This is a genomic window from Leclercia sp. LSNIH3, assembly GCF_002935105.1.
Lineage (GTDB): Bacteria > Pseudomonadota > Gammaproteobacteria > Enterobacterales > Enterobacteriaceae > Enterobacter > Enterobacter adecarboxylatus.
This window is the reverse complement of record NZ_CP026387.1, coordinates 54,497-77,336: the sequence shown is the minus strand read 5'-3', so window position 1 is coordinate 77,336 and position 22,840 is coordinate 54,497. Positions and strand designations below refer to the sequence as shown.

The 22,840-nt window shown below is 58.3% G+C and carries 20 protein-coding genes; 13 read left to right on the top strand and 7 right to left on the bottom strand.

What is annotated here, in order from left to right; all coding sequences use genetic code 11:
- Positions 1-67: 67 nt before the first annotated feature.
- The gene (locus tag C3F35_RS00355; protein WP_032618125.1) at positions 68-1,765 is read left to right on the top strand and encodes an NAD-dependent malic enzyme; all 1,698 of its coding nucleotides are present in this window, start codon (positions 68-70) and stop codon (positions 1,763-1,765) included.
- 736 nt (positions 1,766-2,501) lie between these two features.
- Here C3F35_RS00355 and yajD read toward each other — a convergent pair.
- Both yajD and C3F35_RS00345 read right to left on the bottom strand, forming a co-directional pair.
- Entirely contained in the window at positions 2,502-2,849 is a 348-nt protein-coding gene (gene yajD / locus C3F35_RS00350) for an HNH nuclease YajD (RefSeq protein ID WP_032618133.1), read from the bottom strand.
- Between the two features lie 52 nt (positions 2,850-2,901).
- Positions 2,902-4,116 (bottom strand): MFS transporter, encoded by a 1,215-nt coding sequence (locus tag C3F35_RS00345; RefSeq protein WP_103792367.1) that lies wholly within the window; start codon positions 4,114-4,116, stop codon positions 2,902-2,904.
- Between the two features lie 407 nt (positions 4,117-4,523).
- Between C3F35_RS00345 and C3F35_RS00340 the strand changes: the two genes are divergently transcribed.
- Positions 4,524-6,233: an ABC-F family ATP-binding cassette domain-containing protein gene (locus C3F35_RS00340; RefSeq protein ID WP_103792366.1), complete on the top strand. Its 1,710-nt coding sequence runs from the start codon at positions 4,524-4,526 to the stop codon at positions 6,231-6,233.
- A gap of 37 nt (positions 6,234-6,270) precedes the next feature.
- Here C3F35_RS00340 and C3F35_RS00335 read toward each other — a convergent pair whose 3' ends face one another.
- Positions 6,271-6,870, bottom strand: a complete 600-nt coding sequence (locus C3F35_RS00335) for an inorganic diphosphatase (protein WP_059307925.1) — start codon at positions 6,868-6,870, stop codon at positions 6,271-6,273.
- Positions 6,871-7,147: 277 nt separating this feature from the next.
- Here C3F35_RS00335 and adhP point away from each other — a divergent pair, with 277 nt between their 5' ends.
- A complete protein-coding gene (gene adhP, locus C3F35_RS00330) occupies positions 7,148-8,158 on the top strand; it encodes an alcohol dehydrogenase AdhP (RefSeq protein WP_103792365.1) in 1,011 nt (336 codons plus the stop codon).
- 32 nt (positions 8,159-8,190) lie between these two features.
- Here the strand turns inward: adhP and C3F35_RS00325 are convergent, their stop codons facing one another.
- Positions 8,191-8,697, bottom strand: coding sequence for an RrF2 family transcriptional regulator (locus C3F35_RS00325; RefSeq protein ID WP_103792364.1), 507 nt, complete (start codon positions 8,695-8,697; stop codon positions 8,191-8,193).
- A gap of 199 nt (positions 8,698-8,896) precedes the next feature.
- On the opposite strand from C3F35_RS00325, the gene C3F35_RS00320 reads away from it, so the two are divergent.
- The 9 genes from C3F35_RS00320 to C3F35_RS00280 all read left to right on the top strand — a co-directional run bounded on the left by C3F35_RS00320 (position 8,897) and on the right by C3F35_RS00280 (position 18,752).
- Positions 8,897-10,099: an NAD(P)/FAD-dependent oxidoreductase gene (locus C3F35_RS00320; protein WP_103792363.1), complete on the top strand. Its 1,203-nt coding sequence runs from the start codon at positions 8,897-8,899 to the stop codon at positions 10,097-10,099.
- A 142-nt stretch (positions 10,100-10,241) separates the two neighbouring features.
- Positions 10,242-11,861: a TIGR04028 family ABC transporter substrate-binding protein gene (locus C3F35_RS00315; RefSeq protein WP_103792362.1), complete on the top strand. Its 1,620-nt coding sequence runs from the start codon at positions 10,242-10,244 to the stop codon at positions 11,859-11,861.
- 10 nt (positions 11,862-11,871) lie between these two features.
- Positions 11,872-12,816 carry an ABC transporter permease gene (locus tag C3F35_RS00310; RefSeq protein ID WP_103792361.1) on the top strand — a complete coding sequence of 315 codons (945 nt, stop codon included), beginning with the start codon at positions 11,872-11,874 and terminating at the stop codon, positions 12,814-12,816.
- The gene (locus C3F35_RS00305; RefSeq protein ID WP_103792360.1) at positions 12,813-13,664 is read left to right on the top strand and encodes an ABC transporter permease; all 852 of its coding nucleotides are present in this window, start codon (positions 12,813-12,815) and stop codon (positions 13,662-13,664) included. Before C3F35_RS00310 ends, C3F35_RS00305 begins: the two co-directional genes overlap by 4 nt.
- A complete protein-coding gene (locus C3F35_RS00300; RefSeq protein ID WP_103792359.1) occupies positions 13,661-15,268 on the top strand; it encodes a dipeptide ABC transporter ATP-binding protein in 1,608 nt (535 codons plus the stop codon). Before C3F35_RS00305 ends, C3F35_RS00300 begins: the two co-directional genes overlap by 4 nt.
- Positions 15,265-16,254, top strand: a complete 990-nt coding sequence (locus C3F35_RS00295) for a putative FMN-dependent luciferase-like monooxygenase (RefSeq protein WP_103792358.1) — start codon at positions 15,265-15,267, stop codon at positions 16,252-16,254. The genes C3F35_RS00300 and C3F35_RS00295 overlap by 4 nt, the downstream gene beginning before the upstream one ends.
- A gap of 9 nt (positions 16,255-16,263) precedes the next feature.
- Positions 16,264-17,355 (top strand): alkylhydroperoxidase domain protein, encoded by a 1,092-nt coding sequence (locus C3F35_RS00290; RefSeq protein WP_103792357.1) that lies wholly within the window; start codon positions 16,264-16,266, stop codon positions 17,353-17,355.
- A 129-nt stretch (positions 17,356-17,484) separates the two neighbouring features.
- A complete protein-coding gene (locus C3F35_RS00285) occupies positions 17,485-18,078 on the top strand; it encodes a TetR/AcrR family transcriptional regulator (RefSeq protein ID WP_059307917.1) in 594 nt (197 codons plus the stop codon).
- Between the two features lie 74 nt (positions 18,079-18,152).
- Positions 18,153-18,752 (top strand): NAD(P)H-dependent oxidoreductase, encoded by a 600-nt coding sequence (locus C3F35_RS00280; protein ID WP_059307916.1) that lies wholly within the window; start codon positions 18,153-18,155, stop codon positions 18,750-18,752.
- 75 nt (positions 18,753-18,827) lie between these two features.
- On the opposite strand, the gene araJ is transcribed toward C3F35_RS00280, so the two are convergent.
- A complete protein-coding gene (gene araJ / locus C3F35_RS00275) occupies positions 18,828-20,003 on the bottom strand; it encodes an MFS transporter AraJ (RefSeq protein ID WP_103792356.1) in 1,176 nt (391 codons plus the stop codon).
- A 203-nt stretch (positions 20,004-20,206) separates the two neighbouring features.
- Between araJ and ppk2 the strand changes: the two genes are divergently transcribed.
- On the top strand, positions 20,207-21,031 hold the full coding sequence (ppk2, locus tag C3F35_RS00270; RefSeq protein WP_103792355.1) for a polyphosphate kinase 2: 825 nt from the start codon (positions 20,207-20,209) through the stop codon (positions 21,029-21,031).
- A gap of 274 nt (positions 21,032-21,305) precedes the next feature.
- Here the strand turns inward: ppk2 and fdnI are convergent, their stop codons facing one another.
- Together fdnI and fdxH are read right to left on the bottom strand one after the other, a co-directional pair.
- Entirely contained in the window at positions 21,306-21,962 is a 657-nt protein-coding gene (gene fdnI, locus C3F35_RS00265) for a formate dehydrogenase-N subunit gamma (RefSeq protein WP_032610824.1), read from the bottom strand.
- Entirely contained in the window at positions 21,955-22,839 is an 885-nt protein-coding gene (fdxH, locus tag C3F35_RS00260) for a formate dehydrogenase subunit beta (RefSeq protein WP_059307913.1), read from the bottom strand. Before fdxH ends, fdnI begins: the two co-directional genes overlap by 8 nt.
- Position 22,840 lies beyond the last annotated feature (1 nt).

The window sequence follows — 22,840 nt, the reverse complement described above, 5'->3', positions numbered from 1 at the left end:
CGGGCACAATAGCGACAATGATCAATACCAGTGCCAGGGACGGATTTCCCAAAATTAAGTGAGTGACATGGACAACAAATCAACCCGACATCGTTCCCTTTATATCCCTTATGCCGGACCGGTTCTGCTGGAATTCCCCCTGCTGAACAAGGGCAGCGCTTTCAGCATGGAAGAGCGCAGCAACTTCAACCTGCTGGGCCTGCTGCCAGAAGTGGTCGAAACCATCGAAGAACAGGCCGAGCGGGCGTGGATCCAGTATCAGGGTTTCAAAACCGAAATTGATAAGCACATCTACCTGCGCAATATTCAGGACACCAACGAAACCCTCTTCTACCGACTGGTGCAAAACCATCTCGACGAGATGATGCCGGTGATTTACACCCCGACGGTCGGTGCTGCCTGCGAACGCTTCTCTGAAATTTACCGTCGCTCGCGCGGCGTGTTTATCTCGTATCAGAACCGTCACAACATGGATGACATTCTCCAGAACGTGTCAAACCACAACATCAAGGTGATCGTGGTGACCGACGGCGAGCGTATTCTTGGTCTTGGCGATCAGGGTATCGGCGGGATGGGCATTCCAATTGGTAAGCTGTCGCTGTACACCGCCTGCGGCGGCATCAGCCCGGCCTACACCCTGCCGGTTGTGCTGGATGTCGGTACGAATAATCAGCAGCTGCTTAACGATCCGCTGTATATGGGCTGGCGTCACCCGCGCATCACGGACGACGAGTATTACCAGTTCGTGGACGACTTCATCCAGGCGGTGAAACATCGCTGGCCGGACGTGCTGTTGCAGTTTGAAGATTTTGCCCAGAAAAACGCCATGCCGCTGCTGAATCGCTATCGCGACGAAATCTGCTCCTTTAACGATGATATTCAGGGCACCGCTGCGGTCACCGTCGGCACCCTGATTGCCGCCAGCCGCGCGGCAGGCAACCAGTTAAGCTATCAGAAGATTGTCTTCCTGGGCGCCGGTTCTGCCGGATGCGGCATCGCAGAGCAGATCATCGCCCAGACCCAGCGGGAAGGGTTAAGCGAAGAGCTGGCCCGCTCGCGCGTCTTTATGGTGGATCGCTTCGGCCTGCTGACTGATGCCATGCCGAACCTGCTGCCGTTCCAGACCAAACTGGTGCAAAAACGCGAGAATCTGAAAAACTGGGATACCGACAACGAAGTGCTGTCCCTGCTGGATGTGGTGCGCAACGTGAAGCCGGATATTCTGATTGGCGTCTCCGGGCAGACCGGCTTGTTCACCGAAGAGATCATCCGCGAGATGCATAAATACTGCGCGCGTCCTATCGTGATGCCGCTGTCGAACCCGACCTCCCGCGTGGAAGCCACCCCGCAGGACATCATCGCCTGGACCGAGGGCAATGCGCTGGTCGCTACCGGCAGCCCGTTCGCGCCGGTCGTGTGGAAGGATAAAACCTACCCCATCGCCCAGTGCAACAACTCCTACATCTTCCCGGGGATTGGCCTGGGGGTGATCGCCTCGGGCGCCTCGCGCATCACCGATGAGATGCTGATGTCTGCCAGCGAAACTCTGGCTAAACACTCGCCGCTGGTGAATAACGGTGAAGGCCTGGTTCTGCCGGAGCTGAAAGATATTCACGTGGTGTCAAAGGCGATTGCCTTTGCCGTGGGTAAAATGGCGCAGCAGCAAGGTGTGGCGGTGAAAACCTCTGCCGATGCGTTGCAGCAGGCGATTGATGAGAACTTCTGGCAGCCGGAATACCGCAGCTACCGCAGGACTTCAATCTAAAAGCAAAAAGGCAACGTAAGTTGTAATGCCAGTCAGTTAAGCCCGGCGGATTGTTCCGTTCACCTCAGGTTCAGCAGAACATGGCATTACACAACCCGTGAACGTGACAAGGGGGCCGCCGGGCCCCCCTTGTCAATCCCCGCGGCCCCGCAATGAAACCGGTGCTTCGCACTGCGCTCACCTCCCGACCGGCTGCCTGCGGTCGGCTCAACTCGACATCCTGTCTCGATTCGCCTCTGGCCGCCATCCCTGGCGGCCAGCCCTTGTCATCCGGTCTCCGGTTCGCCGGTTTCAGCGGGGAATCAACCCCCGTGCCCCATTCAAACCGCAGAGAAGCTTGAGGGAGCGTGAATCCGGCTGAAAATCGACGAAGCGTTTCCGTAAGGCCGGGGCGAGGCGCAGGGACGCGCCGAGAGGGCATAGCCTGCATGGATGCAGGCTGGTGCCCGACCCGAAAGCCTGAAGGAATAAGCTGAGTGCACCGCGAAGCGGCGATTTTCCTGGCCGGGAGCCGGGGTAGCCAGGGGGGAGGCGGCGAGCCCCCCTGGCACGTTCACCGCAGCGGAGGGGGCATAAAGCAGAGATGCTTTAGTGAACGGAACCTTTCCACTTCGGTCATTTAGAGATACCGAATCTTTTAACTGACTGGCATTAAAACGTAAGTTGCTTTTTTTACTCTCTTTGCGCGTGCAGGTTGGGATGAGGGCATCAGGGCGCACATCCCAACCCTCGCAGGTTACTTCTTCTTATTCAGCATCGCCTGTAAATCGGCAAACGGATTATAGGTCGCCACGCCCACGTCTTTTTGCGCGTCTTCGCCAGCCACCACGGTGGTGCCGTACTGATCCGCTTCCGTGTATTTGGAATGCTCATGATCGTGGCAAAACAGACACAATAGTTCCCAGTTACTGCCATCTTCCGGATTATTGGTATGGTCGTGATCGATATGGTGAACCGTTAACTCACGCAGGTTTGAATAAACGAACTCACGGGAGCAGCGCCCACATACCCACGGATAGATTTTTAATGCTTTCTCGCGGTAGCCGCTTTCCAGCCGCGCGTAGTTTTTAGGGATCAGAGCCATTGTGAAGTTACCTGTGGCAAAAACCTGATTTTACGACAGTGCGCCTGAGAATTCACCTGCGTTCACTGGCGCAATCCCGTGTTTCTGTGCGCTGGCGTTGCGTCATCCACCAGAACGCCAGCGCCAGCAAACTGACCGATGCGCCAAGTGTGCACACCCCTTGCCAGCCGAAACGGGCATAGGTGACGGTGGTACTGATGGCACCCAGTCCGCTGCCGACGGCATAAAACATCATGTACAGCCCCACCAGCCGGCTATGCGCGTCCGGGCGGGTGCGGAAAATCAGGCTCTGATTGGTGACGTGCAGCGCCTGGCCGCCCAGGTCCAGCAGCACGATCCCCATCACCAGCGCCCAGAGTGAAATGTCCATCAGCGACAGCGGCCACCAGGCCAACAGCAGCACCAGGAGCGCTAATCCGCTGGTACGCCGGGCATACCCTCTGTCGGCCCACTGCCCGGCCCGCGCGGCGGCCAGCGCACCCACCACTCCCGCCAGGCCAAATGCGCCAATCAGGGTATGGGAAAAGTTGTAAGGCGGTGCGCTCAGGGGCAGCACCAGCGCACTCCAGAAGATGTTAAAAGCGGCAAACATCAACAGCGCCAGCATTCCTCTGACCTGCAGGACTTTCTCCTGACGCAGCAACGTCAGCATGGAGGCCAGCAGGCGCGGATAACTGAGCGTGCGTGAGGCCGGCGGCAAGATGGGCAGCCGTCGCCACAGCGGGATCGCAATCCCCAGCATCAGGAGCGCGGCGCAAAAATAGACCCCGCGCCAGCCCGCCAGGTCGCTGACGCCCCCGGCAAAAACCCGTGCCAACAGCAGACCGATAAAGACGCCACCCTGCGCCGTGCCCACTACCCGCCCCTGTTCATGAGGGGCCGCGGCGCTGGCAGCATAGGCGATCAGCCCCTGGGTCATCGCCGTGCCCAGCAGCCCGACGGCGAGCATTCCCGCCAGCAAGGCAAGCGTGGACTGCGCCATGCCGACTGCAACCAGTGCGAACGTCAGGGCCAGCATTTGCATCGCCATCAGACGACGGCGATCCACCCTGTCACCCAGCGGTACCAGAAACAGCAGCGCCAGCGCGCATCCCAACTGTGTGGCGGTGATAACCCCGCCGACCGCCGCGTGACTGATACCGAAATCCCGGGCCAGGGCGTCGAGGAGCGGCTGGGCGTAATAGACATTTGCCACGCTCAGGCCGCTGGCGATGGCGAAGAGCCACGCCAGGCTGGTTGATACACCCGTTCTCAGTTGCACATTCATGCTGTCAGCCTCTCTCGATGTGGTTCCATAATAAAACCATTTAGAGGGTAGGTCAGATGGTTTTAAAATGCAACCACATACTCAGGGTGAGGATTTCCCCCCTGGTGAACGCAGCGCTACCCGGCGAAAATCACGCCTGCTTGCCGGAGATACCAAACCCCGCTACACTCCTTTCATCCATCAACCCACTGAATATAAAAGGAGGCTAATTATGCTGTGCTGTGAAATCTTTGATATTTCACTTCACCTTGGCGATCGCGTCAGCTCAAGCGTTATCGGTTTCGTGCTGCGATAACTTTGGCTTGAGCGAAGACACCCAAGACTGAATCCCTTCTCTCGGGCTTACCGGGTTATCGTCAGCGATGTTTGACGAGGCATTTTCATGCCTGTAACTCTTGAGTAAGCAAATGAGCACATTACTGACTGCACTTTCTCTTCGTGTTGATACTGCCTTTGACACGCTGTTCAACGACCTCACCTTTAGCCTCAAAAAAGGCGACCGCATTGGTCTGCTGGGCGATAACGGCTGCGGCAAAAGTACCCTGCTGAAGATCCTCGACGGCACTGACACGCCCCTCTCCGGCAGGGTAGCGCTGGCCGGGCACTGTCTGATGGCGCGGGTGGAGCAACATCTTCCTGAATCTGTTTATCCGTTGACCATGATCGACGCGGTTCTGGCGCAGCTGCCGGTGGCCGAGCGCGAAAGCCTGCGCTGGCGGGCAGAAGCTCTGCTGGCGGGTATGGGGTTTACCCCGCAGGACACGGCCCTGCAATCGGCCACCCTCAGCGGCGGGCAGCACACCCGTCTGTTGCTGGCGCGGGCGTTGATAAACGAGCCGGATCTGTTGCTGCTGGATGAACCCAGTAACCACCTCGACCTGCCGACGCTGCTGTGGCTGGAGCAGTTTCTACAAAACTGGTCCGGCAGCTTTGTGCTGGTCTCGCACGACAGGCAGTTACTGGATGCCGTCACCAATGGCTGCTGGATCCTGCGGGACAAAACGTTACACTACTTCGCCCTTCCCTGTACCCGCGCGCGTCAGGCGCTGATAGAGAAAGACGAAAGCGACGCCCTGCGCCATAAAGCCGAGCAAAAGGAGATCGACCGGGTCACCGCCAGCGCAAAACGGCTGGCGACCTGGGGTAAGGTCTACGATAACGAAGATCTGGCCCGCAAAGCCAAACAGATGGAACGCCAGGTGGAGCGGCTGAAGGAGAGCCAGACGGCGCTGACCACCGGCAGTCCCTGGACTTTAACCCTGCGCGGCGATGCGCTGAGGGCCGACCGACTGCTGGAGATTGACGCGCTTGGCGTTCCGCCTGCACCCGGCCTTGCGCCACTGTTCGCGATAGAAAACGTCCGGCTTAAAAGCGGCGACCGGGTGGCGATTGTCGGGCGTAACGGCTGCGGCAAATCCTCTCTGATGCGACTTATCTGGCAGCAATTCATCGCCCAGGAACTGCATGCGGGGCTGAAGATCCATCCGCGTGTGGCAATGGGGTATTACGACCAGACCCTGCATCAGCTGGCGGATGACGCCACGCTGATTGATGCCCTGGAGCCATTCGCACCCAACCCGCAGGATCGCAAAATGGCGCTGATTTCTGCCGGGTTCGCCTGGGCGCGGCACGGGCAAAAGGTCAGTACGCTCAGCGGCGGGGAACGTTCACGGCTGCTGTTTATCGGCCTGACTCTGGCCCGCTTCAGCCTGCTGATGCTCGATGAACCGACCAACCATCTGGACATGGAAGGTAAAGAGGCACTGGCCGACACCTTGCAACAGTTCGAGGGCGGTGTGCTGCTGGTCAGCCATGACCGGCAGTTAATCAGTCAGAGCTGTAACCGCTTCTGGCTGATTGAAGATGGTCTGCTCAGCGAATGGCATGACGCCGACGCGGTGTTTGCCCGTCTTCGCGACGGCAATGGCCAGAGCACTCTCCCCGCGCCCGTTGCACAGGATGACGATCGGGCAAACCCCGCGGAAGATCTTTTGGAGCGGCTGGTGCTGCTGGAGAGGTTGCTGGAAGAAGATCGGCTGCGTAAGCCGAAACATCAGAAGCCGCAGCTTCAGGCACAGTGGCAGGAGGAGATTGCCGCGCTGACGGCGCAGCTGTAGGAAAATGCCCGGCGGGTAGCCGCCGCCGGGCATCTTTTTACTTCGGCTGGTTCGTTTTCCAGGCATCCCATGCCTGTTTGATTTCCTGTTTAGCGGTGGCGGCATCGTTAAAGCCGTTCAGTTCCACCGACTTGCGCCCTTCCGGCAGCTGTTTGTAAACGCGGAAGAACGACTCCAGACGCTGCTGTTCAATCTTCGGCAGATCGCTCAACTCTTTGATGTCGTCATAGGTCGGGTCAATTTTACTGGCTGGCACTGCCACGATTTTGTCGTCTTTTTCACCGCCGTCGATCATCTTCAGCACGCCAATGGCGCGCAGTTTAATCAGGGTGCCCGGTGCCATCGGGGCGCGGGTGTAGAAAATGACGTCCAGCGGATCGCCATCCCCCGCCAGAGACTGGGTCAGTGAGCCGTAGTTTGCCGGGTAGGCCACCGGCATCGACTGGAAGCGATCGGCCACGATAAAGCCGGTTTTGGCATCCGTTTCATACTTAATAATCCCGCCCGCCGGAATTTCGGTGACGGCGTAAAACTCTTCCGGGTTGTTATCAGGCTGTGGGAATTCGAGGATATTTTGCGCCTGCACAGAAGCTGACAGGAGGACGCTCACTGCGAGAAGTTTTTTTACCAGATGCATTGTCTTGTTAACTCTTCGGTTTTTAAGAAGACCACACCTTACGGGGCTGAAATGTCAGAATAATAACAAATTTCCTACAGAAATATTCCACCCTTAATCATCATGGTTATTGATATTTTCGGCAATCAATATGCCTTAAATATCAAATAAATGAATAAATTGTATTGCAACAGACTTGCCAGACAGTTCAAAAACTTTAATCCTTAAGGGGTATGCCGTGCCCCATCAAGCGCCATACCTGCCTCGCAGATCCCTCATTATGAAAATGGAGAAACATATGAAAGCTGCTGTCGTGACCAAAGACCATCAGGTAGAAGTAACCGAGAAAACATTGCGCCCGCTGAAGCACGGCGAAGCGCTGCTGAAGATGGAGTGCTGTGGCGTTTGCCACACCGATCTGCATGTGAAGAACGGCGATTTTGGTGATAAGACCGGGGTGATCCTCGGCCATGAAGGGATTGGCGTGGTCAAGGAGATCGGGCCGGGCGTGACCTCGCTGAAACCGGGCGATCGGGCAAGCGTAGCCTGGTTCTTCGAAGGCTGTGGCCACTGTGAATACTGTAACTCCGGCAATGAAACCCTGTGCCGCACCGTGAAAAACGCCGGCTATTCCGTGGACGGCGGTATGGCGGAAGAGTGCATTGTCACCGCCGATTACGCGGTAAAAGTGCCGGATGGACTGGAATCCGCCGCCGCCAGCAGCATCACCTGCGCCGGGGTGACCACCTACAAAGCGGTGAAAGTATCAGAGATCAAACCTGGCCAGTGGATTGCTATTTATGGCCTGGGCGGACTGGGTAACCTGGCCCTGCAATACGCCAAAAATGTCTTTAACGCGAAAGTGATCGCCGTTGATGTTAACGATGAACAGCTGAAGCTGGCCTCAAGCATGGGGGCCGATCTGGTGGTTAACTCCCGCAGCGACGATGCCGCGAAATTTATTCAGGAAAAAACCGGTGGTGCCCACGCCGCGGTCGTGACGGCGGTGGCGAAAGTGGCCTTTAACTCTGCGGTAGATGCCGTTCGTGCCGGGGGTCGCGTGGTGGCGGTCGGTCTGCCGCCGGAAGCAATGAGTCTGGATATTCCGCGTCTGGTATTGGACGGGATTCAGGTGGTGGGTTCGCTGGTGGGCACCCGTCAGGACCTGACCGAAGCCTTCCAGTTTGCCGCCGAAGGTAAGGTGGTGCCGAAAGTGGCGCTGCGTCCGCTGGGGGATATCAACGCCATCTTTAAAGAGATGGAGCAAGGCCAGATCCGCGGCCGCATGGTGATTGATTTCCGCTCATAAGTTGAACGCCCGGCGGCGCTGCGCTGTCGGGCCTACGCGTTCCGCCGATCCGCAATCCACTCCTGCACCTCAATCTGAAAAGTATCCGGCGCTTTACGGTACATTTTGCGCGCCAGGTCAAGGATCGTATGCCGCGCCAGCTCCTCTTCCATTCGCTGCTGGGCGCTGTCCATCACCGAGCGCACACCGCACGGCCCGTCGCAAACCCAGGCAGGCGGCGTTTCTTCAAACACGGCCAGCCGCTGACGCACTTCCCGACACTCGAATATGTTCTTCTCGCCATCGATAGCATGCGCCACATCCAGCACGGTGATCAGTTCAGCAGGCCGTGCCAGACGAAAACCGCCGCCCTTTCCTTCGGTGCTGCTCACCAGTCCGGCGCGTGACAGACGTGTGAAGATCTTGCCCAGGTAGTCATAGGGAACGCCCTGCAAGGCCGCCATTTCTCTGACGCTCATCTCACGGTCGTTACCTTTCGCATCCACCATGGTCATCAGGCTATGAATGCCGTACTCCACACCGGAACTGTAAAAAGCCATGCTTAACTCCGAAGTTATTATTCCAGGTCATTATAGCCGCGTTCCGCGACAGAAAGACAGCCGCAATCCTCTGTGCCCCTAACCTTCTGTTTTTACGACCCGCAGAAAACTAACTCAGAAAGAAGTTGTCGCAGTTAACTCCGACAAGTATAGTTGCAGTCACGTCAGCCACAGGGCCTGATGCGAAAAAGGATCGAAGATGAAGAAGCAAATTTTAATTGTAGGCAGCGGTTTTGCGGGTATGTGGGCAGCGGTGAGTGCGGCACGTCTGGCCGATTTAACGGGAAGTGACGATCTGCAGATCACCGTTCTGGCTCCCCGTCCCGAGTTGCGTATCCGCCCGCGCTTTTATGAAGAGCAGGTTGCAGCCTTTGCCGCCCCGCTAAGCGATCTCTTTGCTGAAATGAATGTTCACTTTATTGCCGGAACCGCTGAACGTATTGACGCGAAAAAGAAAAGTGTCTGGTATCGCGACAGCCAGGGCAACGTAACGCTGGTCGCTTACGACCGTCTGATTGTGGCAACAGGCAGTCAGACGCGCCGCCCGGCGATCCCTGGTCTGGCAGAATTTGCCTTTGATATTGACCAACTGGAATCTGCCCAACATTTCGAAAATCACCTTGATTCACTGGCGACACGCCCTTCGACGCCGGAACGTAATACCGTGGTGGTGTGCGGTGGCGGTTTCACCGGCATAGAACTGGCTACCGAACTCCCTGCGCGTCTGCGCGCCCGTTTTGGTGATGATACACAGACCAAAGTTATCGTAGTTGAACGCGGATCGGTCATTGGCGGTCGTTACAGTGAAGAACTGCGTGGCACTATTGAAGAGGCAAGCCTCGCGCTGGGTGTGGAGTGGCGTCTGAACAGTGAAATCAGCGCCATCGATCCCCACGGCGTCACGCTTAAAAATGGCGAGCGCATTGCGGCCGCCACCGTTGTCTGGACGGCGGGCGTGGAAGCCCATCCCCTCAGCCAACAGATTGCGGGCGAGCGAGATCCCCAGGGGCGCTTAAAGGTCAACGAAAGCCTGCAAGTACCGGCGCACCCGGACGTGTATGCCACCGGGGATATGGCCCACGCCCACACTGACGACCGCGGCAATACGGCGCTCATGACCTGTCAGCACGCCATTCAGTTGGGCAAGTTTGCGGGACATAACGCCGCGGCCAGCCTGTTAGACGTGGCGCCTTATCCCTATCGCCAGGTGAACTATGTCACCTGTCTCGATTTGGGCGGCTGGGGCGCGGTCTACAGCGAAGGCTGGGATCAGAAGGTGAAATCCGTTCGCGATGACGCAAAGAAAATCAAAATCGCCATCACCAACGAGTTGATCTACCCACCTGCCGCCGACCGCGCCGTCGCTTTTGCCGCCGCCGATCCGCTGGCGAAATTTGTCTAGCGTTTGCTTACCGCGCCCCCCGGCGCGGTTTTTTTTATTGCCACTTTTCGCAAATCCTTAGCTCAATTCCTTTGTTCCCTTCTTTTCGGCCCCGCCCGAAGATGCATTCGACGCTAACAAGAAGATAACAAAGGAATTCACCATGCAAACCCCATTTCGCCTGCCGCTGCTGACGGCGTTAATTCTTGCGACAACGGCGGCATATGCAGCCGATACGCCGGTTAAAGGCGGCACCCTGGTCTATCTGGAGCAACAGGCGCACACCAACCTTTATCCCCCGGCGGGCGGGTTTTACCCTAACGGCGGGATCCTGAACCAGATAACCGACAAGCTGACCTGGCAGAACCCGAAAACCCTTGAGGTGGAGCCGTGGATCGCCGAGAGCTGGACCACCAACGCCGATAAAACCGAATACACCTTCAAGATCCGCCCGGGTGTGACCTTCTCTGACGGCACACCGCTTGATGCCAGCGCGGTCGCAAAGAACTTCGATACCTACGGCAAAGGCAACAAGGCCCAGCGCCTGCCGGTATCGGAAGTGATCAACAACTACGACCACAGCGAAGTCATCGACCCGCTGACCGTGAAGTTCTACTTCAAAAAGCCGTCCCCGGGCTTTTTACAAGGTACTGCGACCATTGGGTCCGGCTTAGTCTCCCTGAGCACGTTAAAACGTAACTTTGAAGAGCTGGGTGATGCCCGGCATATCATCGGTTCCGGCCCGTTTGTGGTGAAAGATGAAAAGCTGGGGCGCGAAGTTAACCTTCAGGCGCGGAAAGACTACGCCTGGGGACCGAAAAACCTCGCCCAGCAAGGCCCGGCGAACCTCGATGGCATTACCTATCTGGTTACCCCGGAAGACAGCGTTCGCGTCGGCGCCCTGCTGGCCGGTCAGGCGGACTTTATTCGCCAGGTGCAAGCCTATGACGAAAAGCAGGCCACCGAGCAGGGATATCACATCTACGCCGCCCCAACCCGCGGGGTGAATGACAGCATCAGTTTCCGTCCGGATAACCCGCTGGTGGCGGATGTGCGGGTGCGTCAGGCCCTGCTGCATGCCACTAACGCCAAACAGGTGGTGGACACCCTGTTCTCACCAAACTATCCGCAGGCCAAATCGGTGATTGCTGACTCCGCAGCGGGCTTTATCGACCTCAGCGACAAGCTGACCTTTGATCCAGCGAAAGCCAGCCAACTGCTGGATGAGGCGGGCTGGAAAGCGGGCGGCGACGGCATCCGCGCCAAAGATGGCCAGCGCCTGGCCCTGACCATCTATGAATCCCTGCCGCAGCCGCAGAATAAAGAGGTGTTGCAGCTGGTGGCGCAGCAGTGGCGTCAGGTGGGAGTTGCCCTGAACGTGAAGGCCGGTGATGCCGGGAGCCACGTTCTCGACAACCTCGATCCGCTGAAAACGCCCCTCACCGTCTCGGAAGTGGGACGCGCCGACCCGGACGTGGTGAAGAGCATGTTCTATCCAAATAACCGCGATGCCCTGCTGCAAAAAGGCGGCTCCAGCGACAAGGTGAACAGCTTCCGCGACGACAAGCTCAACGACCTGTTAGTGAACATCTCCGCCGAAGTTGAGCCGCAGAAGCGCCTCCAGCTCACCGGTGACGCCCAGCGCTATCTGCTGGATAACGCCTATGTGATCCCCATTTTTGAAGAGCCACAGGTCTTTGCCGGTGCGCCCTGGCTGAAAGGGGTAAGTTTTGAAGCGGTCGGACGCCCGTCGTTCTACGGCGCGTGGATCGAGAAACACTAAGGGGGCAACGATGAGCCACTATCTGCTGCGACGCGCCGGACTGGGGCTGCTGGTGTTATGGGCAGCGTTCACCCTGTCGTTCGTGCTGCTTCAGGTGCTGCCGGGAGACGCAGTACTGATCAAGTTCCAGAACCCGGATCTGGGCCTTAGCCCGGCGCAAATCGAAGAGATGCGCATCGCTTACGGGGCGGACAGCCCGCTGTGGCAGCAGTATCTGCATACCCTTGGGGCGATGCTGCACGGCGATTTTGGCTTCTCGGTGCAGGCGGGCGTTGCGGTGAGCGAGCTTATCGCCACCAACCTACCGGACACCTTAAGCCTGGCGTTGCCCGCCTTTGCGCTGGCGGTGGTGCTGGCCTTCACCCTGGCGCTGGCCTCGCGTCTGCCTGGATTACGTTGGCTGAGTAATGCCATCCAGTCCCTGCCGGTACTGTTTATCTCGCTGCCGACCTTCTGGCTTGGTATCGCCTTAATTCAGCTGTTCTCCTTCCAGTTGCGCTTGATTCCGGTGATCAACCCCAGCCCGCTGCAGGGATTGATCCTGCCAATTATTACGGTCGCCATTCCCATCTCCGCCCCGCTGGCGCAGATCCTGATGCGCAGTCTGGATCAGGTCGCTGCCCAGCCGTTTGTCGCCGTGGCGCGGGCCAAAGGGTTAAGCGAAACCGCCGTTCTCTGGCGGCACGTTATCGGCAATGCCCTGCTGCCGGTGCTGAACATCGCCGGGCTGCTGCTGGGCGAACTGATTGCCGGGGCGCTGATCACCGAGACCGTGTTTGGCCGCAGTGGGCTGGGTTTGCTCACTCAGCAGGCAGTGAATAATCAGGATATCGCCGTGTTACAGGCCGTGGTGATGATATCTGCCCTCGGTTTTGTCGTGATTAACCTGCTGGTGGATCTGCTGATGCCGCTGTTCGATCCCCGTCTGCAAACCGTTACCGGAGGTGCTGCATGAGCCTTGTTGATTATGCTGCCGCGGCGCGTAAACGCCTTCCCGCCTGGCACGGGTGGCGCTGGCAGCCGGGGTTATGGCTGGCCTATGCCATTATTGCCGTTGCCGCGCTGGCGGCCATCGCGCCAGGGCTGTTTACCCCTCTCAGCCCGATTGAAGGCATTGCGGGCGCACAGCGCCTGGCTCCCCAGGCTGACTACTGGCTCGGCACCGACCAGCTGGGTCGTGATGTGTATACCCGCATCATTTATGGTGCCTCGCACTCCCTGAGCGCGGCGCTGGTGGCGGTGGCCATGGGTCTGTTTATTGGCACCGCCATCGGCGTGATTGCCGGTGCCTTTACGGGACGGGTGGAGTCCGTGCTGATGCGCCTGGTAGACGTTCTGCTCGCCATCCCCTCGCTGCTGCTGTCGCTGACGGTCATTATTCTCCTCGGCTTTGGCACCCTGAATGCAGCTATTGCCGTTGGCGTGGCGTCGATTGCCAGCTTTGCCCGCCTGGCGCGGGGTGAAGTGGTGCGCATCCGCCACAGTGATTACGTCGAAGCGGCGTTTGGCAGCGGCGGCACCTTCTGGGCGGTGCTGTGGCGCCACATTCTGCCGAACGCCCTCACCGCCGTGCTGGCCTTTGCCACGTTACAGTTTGGTCAGGCGATCCTTGCGCTTTCAACCCTCAGCTTCCTCGGCTACGGCACTCCACCACCCGTCCCGGAATGGGGGCTGTTGATTGCCGAAGGGCGTAACTATCTCTCTACCGCCTGGTGGCTGACGACCTTCCCCGGCCTGGTGGTCCTCGCCGTGGTACTGGCCACCAACCGTATCAGCCGTCAGTTAAGCGGAGGTCGCCCATGACCGTATTATCTGTTGAAAATCTGACCCTCAGCTACCGCACGGGGCGGGAGTGGCGTGAAGTGGTGCATAACGTCAGCTTTAGCCTTGAACGCGGCGAAATGCTGGCCTTCGTCGGCGAGTCCGGCTCGGGAAAAACCACCACCGCCCAGGCGATCATTGGCCTGCTGGCGGATAATGCCCGCCGCGACGGGGGAAGCATTTGCCTTAATGGAGAAGATCTCAGCCAGTGGTCAGCCAGACGGCTCGACAGCCTGCGCGGGGCGCGCATCAGCCTGGTGCCGCAGGACCCGGGTAACTCCCTTAATCCGGTGAAAACGGTCGGTGCGCAGGTGGGTGAAATCTTGCGCCTGCATCAGAAGATAACCCGGGCCGAGTGCGACAATCAGGTGCTGGCCCTGCTCACCAAAGTGGGCCTCAGCCACCCGGAACAGCGGATGAAGCAGTTTCCGCATCAACTCTCAGGCGGGATGAAGCAGCGGGTACTGATCGCTATCGCTATCGCCCTGCGCCCGGACGTCATTATTGCCGATGAACCCACCAGCGCGCTGGACGTGACGGTGCAGAAGCGCATTCTCGATCTGCTGGACCTGCTGCGCCGTGAATCCGGCACGGCGGTATTGTTTGTCACCCACGACCTGGCCCTGGCGGCCCAGCGTGCCGACCGGCTGCTGGTGTTCCGCAACGGCGAGGTTCAGGAGCACGGCGCCACCGCTGACGTGGTGCGCGCCCCGCAGCACGCCTACACCCGCCAGCTGCTGAGCGATCTGAACGGTCAGCGGCTGACCATCGCCCCGGTGGCCGGTCGCCCGCTGGCGTCCCCGGCAATCCGCGCCGAGGGAATCAGTAAACGCTTTGCCCTGGGGAAAGGCCACCAGTTGCAAGCCCTGGATGCGGTGAGCTTTGCCGTGCAGCGCGGCAGCACCCACGCTCTGGTTGGGGAGTCCGGCTCGGGCAAAACCACCCTTGCGCGCATCCTGCTGGGCTTTGAACAGGCCGACAGCGGGCAGGTGATTATCGATGATATCGATGCCACCACCTTAAGCCACGAGGCGCGGCGTCAGCTGCGGCAGAAGATCCAGTTCGTCTACCAGAATCCCTTTGCCTCGCTGGATCCACGCCAGACGCTGTTTGAGATTATCGAAGAGCCGCTGAAAAATTTCGCCCCGGTCAGCAAAGCGGAACGGGCCGCCCGGGTGGAGAGCGTCGCCCGGCGCGTGGCCCTGCCACCGGAGCTGTTAAGCCGCACGCCGCGGGAACTCTCGGGTGGGCAACGCCAGCGCGTCGCCATTGCCCGCGCGTTAATTCTTGAGCCAACCATTCTGGTGCTGGACGAGGCGACCTCGGCGCTGGATGTCACCGTGCAGGCGCAGATCCTCGCCCTGCTCCAGCAGCTGCAACAGCAGTTGGGCCTCACATATCTGTTTATTACCCACGACCTGGCGACCGTCCGGCGCATTGCCCACAGCGTCACCGTGCTGCGCAGCGGCCAGGTTGTGGAGCACGGTGCCGTCGACAGGCTGTTCGCTTCGCCGCAGAGTGACTATACCCGCGAGCTGATCGACGCCATTCCCCATTTTTCATCCCTTACGGAGGAGTACGCATGACGCGTAAACGCCTGGGTTTTTTCACCCGCCTGCTGGACGATGCGCCAGCCAAAGAACGCTATCGCCTGGCAACAGAGCAGATCCGCCATGCCGAACGCTACGGATTTGATACCGCCTGGATCGCCCAGCACCATTTCCATGAGCATGAAGGCGGCCTGCCGTCGCCGCTGGTGTTTCTCGCCCACGTGGCGGCATACACCACCCGCATTCGGCTCGGCACTGCCATTATCACCCTGCCCCTGGAGAACCCGCTACGGGTCGCGGAAGATACGGCGGTGCTGGATCTGCTGGCGGACGGGCGGCTGGAAATCGGGTTTGGTTCCGGCGGGACCCCGACCTCGTTTCTGCCGTTTGGGCTGACCATCAACGAACGGGCAGCGACCTTCGCCGATCACCTGCATCTGATTAACAGCGCCTGGCGCGGGGATTCCCTGACGCACCCGGATAACCATCTTTACCCCCCCGCGCCAGGGCTTACAGAGCGGGTGTGGATCGCGACGTTCTCGATTGACGGCGCAGTACGTGCCGCCCGACAGGGACACGGGCTGATGCTCTCCCGCACCCAGCCGCGACCGGCAGATGATCTCTTCCTGCCGCTGGATGCGATCCAGAATCCGATTATCGATGCTTATCTCGACGCTCTGCCGTCCGGCGTTGCGCCGCGCATTCTGGCTTCGCGCACCGCCTTTGTTGCCGGCAGCGATGCATATGCCCTGAGAGTGGCCGAACCGGGATTAACCCGGCAGGCGCAGCAGCATCAGGCTGCCGGGAACGCGCTCATCGGTGACACTGTCACCGATTATATTCGCCAGTTCGATGCCCACATCGGCGCACCGCAGACGGTGCTCGCCTCGTTGGCGCAGGATTCGGTGCTGGCGCGCGCCACCGACATTTCGTTTCAGGTGCATTCGGTTGAACCGTCGCATCAGGACACCTTACGTTCGATTGAATTAATCGCAGAGCAGATCGCCCCTCATCTTCTTTAAGGAGTCACTATGGCATTAAGTCAGGATATTCTCGCCGAACTGGCGGAGATCGCCCCGGGTTCCCCGCTGGAACAGGCACGACTCACCCGCGAGGCGGCAACACGTCACGCTCAGGGGAGCTACGAAACCTTATTTAGTCAGCAGGATGCTGACTTTGCGCTGGACGAACGCTTTGCCGTGGCAGCAAAAGTGGCGAAATGGCATAACGCCGACGCGCTGGCTGCCCATTACGCCGGGTTTGGCCTGGCCGATCCGACCTCAGTGCGCCTGACTCCCGCCCTGACCTTTGCCCGTCTGCTGACCTTTTCGCCGGTCGAAGCCACGCCCGGTGCGCTCAATGCGCTCATCCTCGCGGGCTGGAGCACAGAAGGCATTGTCACACTGGCGCAGCTGATAGCGTTTGTCAGCTTCCAGAGCCGCCTGATCGTCGGCCTGCGTCTGCTCAATGACAAAACGGTGGTGCCAAGCGATGCCCCTGTCGTGGCAGGCCACTGGCACACCGTGCCGCTCACCAAAAATGGCAAAGCCGCGCCGGTGGTATTCACCCAGCTGGAACTGGGCTGGGAGCCATGGCTGGCACCCAAACCGCTGGCAGAATATACCGCCGATGAGCAGGCGATCCTCGCCAGATTCGGCCATACCGACTCCGACTATTTCCGCCTGCTGGGGCGCAACCTGCCGGTGCTTGAGCAACGCACGCTTACTGATAAAGGCATATTCTATACCTCGGGTGGTCTGTCGCGGGCGGAGCGTGAGCTGGCCGCCGCGGTGACCAGCAAAGTTAACGGCTGCATTTACTGCGCCTCGGTCCATGCGCGTAAAGCCAGCCAGCTGTCGAAGGATAACGAGGCAGTGGAAAGGCTGCTGGCGGTCGCGCCGGGTCAGTCGCTGAGCAGCGGACAGTCGCCGCGCTGGCAGGCAGGGATTACGTTTGCTGCCGCGCTGTCGGTAACCCCTCCAGCGGTAACGCCGGGACATCTGGCTGAGCTGGAGCGTCAGGGGCTGGATACCCTTGCTCAGTTAGATCTGGTGCAGTCAGCGGCGTTTTTCGCCTGGGCTAACCGCTTGATGTTGACCCTGGGTGAACCTTCGCTGCCATAAGCCTGTACAAGGCTCCCGGGACGGGAGCCGTTAATCCAGGGCAACGATATGGCACTGTTGCCACAAAGCGTACAGCCTCGCGGAGAAAGCGTGTAAACTACTTTTAGTAGACAATGACGCGAGGGCATTATGGTCGTTAAGCGGTTGAGAAAAGAGGATCGGCGGGTGCAATTGTTGGAAGTTGCTCGCGGGATCGTGCGTCAGCAAGGCACCGAGGCGCTGACGCTGGGTTATCTGGCAGAGCGGGCTAATGTCACCAAGCCTATTCCCTACGATCACTTCGGGGATCGTGAAGGGTTATTGATGGCGCTGTACCAGGATTACAGCGACCAGCAGTTAAAAAAATTCCGTGAAACGCTGAATGTCGATAACAAAACACTGGAGAAGACGGTTCGCTTTTTCAGTGCCGCCTATATTGATTGCGCCATTAGTGCCGGGCCAGAGACAGGCCCTATCGCCGCTGCGCTCTCTGGTTCACGGGCACTGCAGACGTTTCGGGAGGCGTGCGTCGCCGAGTGTGCAGACTGCCTGCGCACCGCGCTCTCCCCCTACATCACCCTGAAAGGTGTGCAGGGTGAAGCGGCGCTGACGGCCATTATTGGTGCGGCGGATGCGCTGAGCACCGCCGCAAGCAACGGCGTCCTGGCGCGTAACGTTGCGGAGACTATGCTCTGCGGCGCGATGTTTGGCGTACTGAACACCTGTAGCGATAGCACCAAATAAGCACAGCAGACGGATTGACACCTAAGTTACCAATAGTAATATAGGCAGTACGTTAACTCCGTGCTGAGGTGGTTATGTCTGTAACAAATGTCCTGAATAATGCGCTGATCGTGACGGCTCACCCTGTCGAAAATTCGTTATCCCACTCACTGGCGGCGCGTATTGCCGCGCGCTTACGTGAGCAAGGTACGCAGGTTGAGATTGCCGATCTTCATGCCGAAGCCTTTACACCGGCAATGCTACGTCCCGATCTTGCGCTGTATCACGGGGATGCCAGCGCCCCTCCTGCCGATATTCAGCGTGAGCAACAGCGGGTGGAGCGGGCAGATATGCTGGTCTTTGTCTTTCCGGTGTACTGGTGGTCTGTTCCCGGCCTGCTGAAAGGCTGGTTTGACCGGGTTCTCACCCTGAACTGGGCATACAAAGTGGCAGAAGACGGCCGGATTGTGGGCAATCTACGCAAGGTTCCGGTACGCCTTATCGCGACGGCGGGCAGCGATGTCGCAGGTTTCGATAAACACGGTTATTCGACGGCGATACGAACCCAGTTAGTTGAAGGCGTTTTCGGCTTTTGCGGCCTGAAGGACGTCACGCTGGATATTCTTTACCAGGCAGACACGGCTTCGTCAGAGCAGGTTGACGATTTCCTGAAAAGCCTTGAGCGCGTTCTGTAAACCGGTCATGACCAGAGGCTGATGGAACGGGAGTTTGTCTGCCGGGTGAGCGCAACGTCACCCGGCATTGCACTTTCAGGCTAGCGCCTGTGCGTTAGCCTGTGTCCGACGGGCTTTCAGATAACCGTAGATCAGAAGCGAAGACATCGCGCAGAACGACAGTACCGCCGCAGGCAGGGTCACGTAACTCCAGCTAAAGCCAAGGGTAATCATCATCCCGCCAAAGTACGCCCCAATGGCGCTGCCGAGGTTAAAGGCCACCTGGCCCCCCGCTGCACCGAGCATCTCCCCACCCTGGGCATTTTGCAGAAGCAGGATCTGCAACGGGGCCGACAGCGCAAACAACCCGGCGCAGCAGATAAAGCCCATCATCAGCGAGGCCACAGGCAGCGCACCGAAGGCAAACAACAGCAGCAGCGACAAAACAATCACCAGATCGGTGAGTGCCGCAATTCGCAGCGGACTGTAGCGCCCGGAAAGTTTGCCGCTGAACAGGTTGCCCAGCACCATGCCGAGTCCCATTAACATCATGATCGCGGTCATCACCCCTTCGGAGAAGCCCGATACGTTGATCATGAAGGGTTTGACGAAGCTGAACCAGGCAAAGACTCCGGCGTTGCCGAACATGGTGGCGGCGAAGATAAACCAGGGTTCCGGCTTTTTCAGGAAATGAAATTGCTCGCTCAGGCGTGTCTGGGATTTATCAAATGTCTGCGGCACCCAGAGGGCAATCGACACCATGACCAGCAGGTTAAACGCAGCGATCAGGAAGAAGGTATAACGCCAGCTGAACTCATGCCCCAGCCAGGTGCCGAGGGGCACACCCGCGAGGTTAGCCACCGTCATCCCGGCAATCATGCCAGCCACCGCCAGCGTAACCTTACCCGGCGGCGCAATACGCGAGAGGATAATGGTGCCGACGCCGAAAAACGCGCCGTGCGGAAAGCCAGATACCAGCCGCCCGATCGCCAGCATGGTGTACGACGTGGAGAAAGTAAAAATGGCGTTGCCGATGAGGCACAGCGTCACCAGGAACAGCAGGATCGACTTTAAAGAGAACTTCCCGGAAAAAATAGCGATGATCGGTGCCCCAATCACTACCCCAAAGGCATAAAACGAAATCATATTGCCGGCAGAAGGAATGGTGATCCCCACGTCCCGTGCCAGCTCGGTTAACACGCCCATAATGCCAAATTCGGCCATGCCCAGGCCAAAGGTGCCAAGTGCTAACGAAAACACCGTCTTTTTCATACCGCGACCACTTGTTAAATAATTGCAACAGCCATTATCGACCAAACTGGTATGGTGAGCCAGTTCAAATCGCGCCGCTGGCCGATTCCTCCATCAATTCGGGCAGGCTGTGAATATTTTCCGCCAGGATGCTCAGGCCTGATTACACTTCAAAGTGTTATGTCTCACCGTACTATCAGAATCACCCCGTAAAGGAAGGCATCATGGCAGATAAAGATAAGAAGAAAAGCAAACCCGTTACGAAGATCGCGCCCCCCGCCCCGCTTAAGCGCACGGAGTACGAAAAAGAGCTGCACCGCCTGCATGTGGAGCTGGTTAAGTTGCAGCGGTGGGTGGTCAGCAAGGGCCTGAAAGTGTGCGTCGTCTTTGAAGGGCGCGACGGCGCCGGTAAAGGGGGTACCATCAAGGCCCTGACCGAACGCGTCAGCCCGCGTGTGTTCCGGGTAGTGGCGCTGCCAGCCCCGACCGAGAAAGAGAAAAGCCAGCTCTACTTCCAGCGCTATGTTCCACATCTGCCCTCCGCCGGGGAAATCGTCATCTTCGACCGCAGCTGGTACAACCGCGCGGGCGTCGAGCGCGTCATGGGATTTTGTACGGAAGAACAGGTAGAGAAGTTTCTCGACGGGGCACCGATCATCGAAAAAGCAATGGTCGATGCGGGCATTATCCTGATTAAATACTGGCTGGAAGTCACCCCCAAAGAGCAGGAGCGTCGCCTGCGCGACCGCATTAACGATGGGCGGAAAACCTGGAAACTGTCGCCAATGGACGTGAAATCCTTCAACCGCTGGGATGACTATACTAAGGCCCGTGATGCGATGTTTGCCGCCACCGACACCGCCTGGGCACCCTGGTTTGTTGCCCGTTCCGAGGATAAAAAGCGCGCGCGGCTGAATATTATCTCTCATCTCCTGTCCCAAATTCCTTATAAGGACCTGCCGGAAGAAGAGGTTAAATTACCGAAACGTAAAATCGGCAAAGTTAAACCGACTGCTTACCCGTTCCGTTATATTGACGAGAAGTTCTGACGATTACCGCCCTCTTAATTATTTATTGCGAGGGCGGTTCGGCGTAATTTCACCTGATTTCATCCGATTGCTTTTATCTGGAAGCGTGCTCGCAATACCTGTATTTCCAGGCGACCCGGTCATGCTTTCAATATAACGGTTACCGTAATCCCCCGGACAGAACATGAGAACACCTGACCTCCTATAAAACCCGCTCCGAATCCCTTCCCGGAGCGGGTACTTCACCCGCAGAGCCGCGTAAGTGCAGCGCCGCCGGGTGTCACAAGCGACGAGATTACTTCATCCCTTCCCGACTCTCGTTCTGCGCTTCCAGACGCTCCACATCCCGATACCAGCGCGGGTGGTGTTTCTGCGCCCAGCGGCGGCTCACCTTCCCTTCGATCATCCCTTTAATCGAACCTTTGACCCAGAACGCCATATACATATGGATCAGAATGGCATGGATCAAAATAATGGCCGATGTCGCGTGGATCAGCAGGCTGTAGCGCACCACCTGCATCGGGAAATAGTGGGCAAAATAGGGACGCCAGATAATCACCCCGGTCACCAGCAGCACGAAAATCATGCTCATGATGGTCCAGAACATCATTTTCTGTCCGGCGTTGTATTTCCCCACCTTCGCGACTTTGTGCTCGTTGCCTTTCAGCACCTCAACAATGCCCTTCAGCCACGGAATATCCTGTTTGTCCGGGATGTTGTGGTGGACGAAACGCACGAACATAAACATCAGCGCCACGAAAATCAGCACCCCAAAGAACGGATGCAGAATGCGCCCCATCTGCGGTGTACCGAAGGTTTCGGTCAGCCATTGTAGCGTCGGGAAGAAGAACGAGATCCCGGATAAGGACACCAGGAAGAAGCAGATCACCACTGTCCAGTGACAGGCGCGGTCAATAAACTTCGTGCGCACGATCATCTTTGACTTATTCATGATGTTCCTCCTCGTCGTCATCCACCTCTTTGTTCGGCCCGATACCTATGTAGTGATAAATCAACCCGGCAAAGGTGGCGATAAAGCCTGCCGCGGAGAGCGGTTTAAGCGCCCCTTTCCAGAGGTTAATGGACGTATCGATCGCCGGGTCCTTCGGCAGATTGTGATACAGCTCCGGCTGGTCGTTGTGGTGCAGCACGTACATGACATGCGTCCCGCCCACCCCTTGCGGGTTGTAGACACCCGCGTTGGCATAGCCACGCGCTTTCAGCTTATCGACCCGCTGCTGGGCAACCTCCAGCATCTCCTTCTTGGTGCCAAAGTGAATGGCCCCGGTCGGACAGGTCTTCACGCAGGCTGGCTCCTGACCAACGCTGACGCGATCCACGCACAGCGTGCATTTGTAGACCCGGTTGTCCTCTTTATTGAGACGCGGCACGTTGAACGGACAGCCCGCGATGCAGTATCCGCAACCGATGCAGTTATCCTGCTGGAAATCGACGATGCCATTGGCGTACTGAATAATCGCCCCCGCTGATGGGCAGGCTTTCAGACAGCCCGGATCCTCGCAGTGCATACAGCCATCTTTGCGGATCAGCCACTCCAGCTTGCCGTTCTGATCGGTTTCGCTAAAGCGCATCACCGTCCAGGATTTGGCGCTCAGATCTGCCGGGTTATCGTACACCCCGACGCAGTGCCCCACCTCGTCGCGGATATCGTTCCACTCGGAACAGGCCACTTGGCAGGCTTTACAGCCCACGCAGGAGGAGACATCGATAAGCTTTGCCACTTCCGCTTTGTAATCCCGCGCACGAGGCGCGGGCGTAAAGCCGTTGGTGGCGGAGCGTTTGATGACGTCTTGTGTTTCCATCGACATT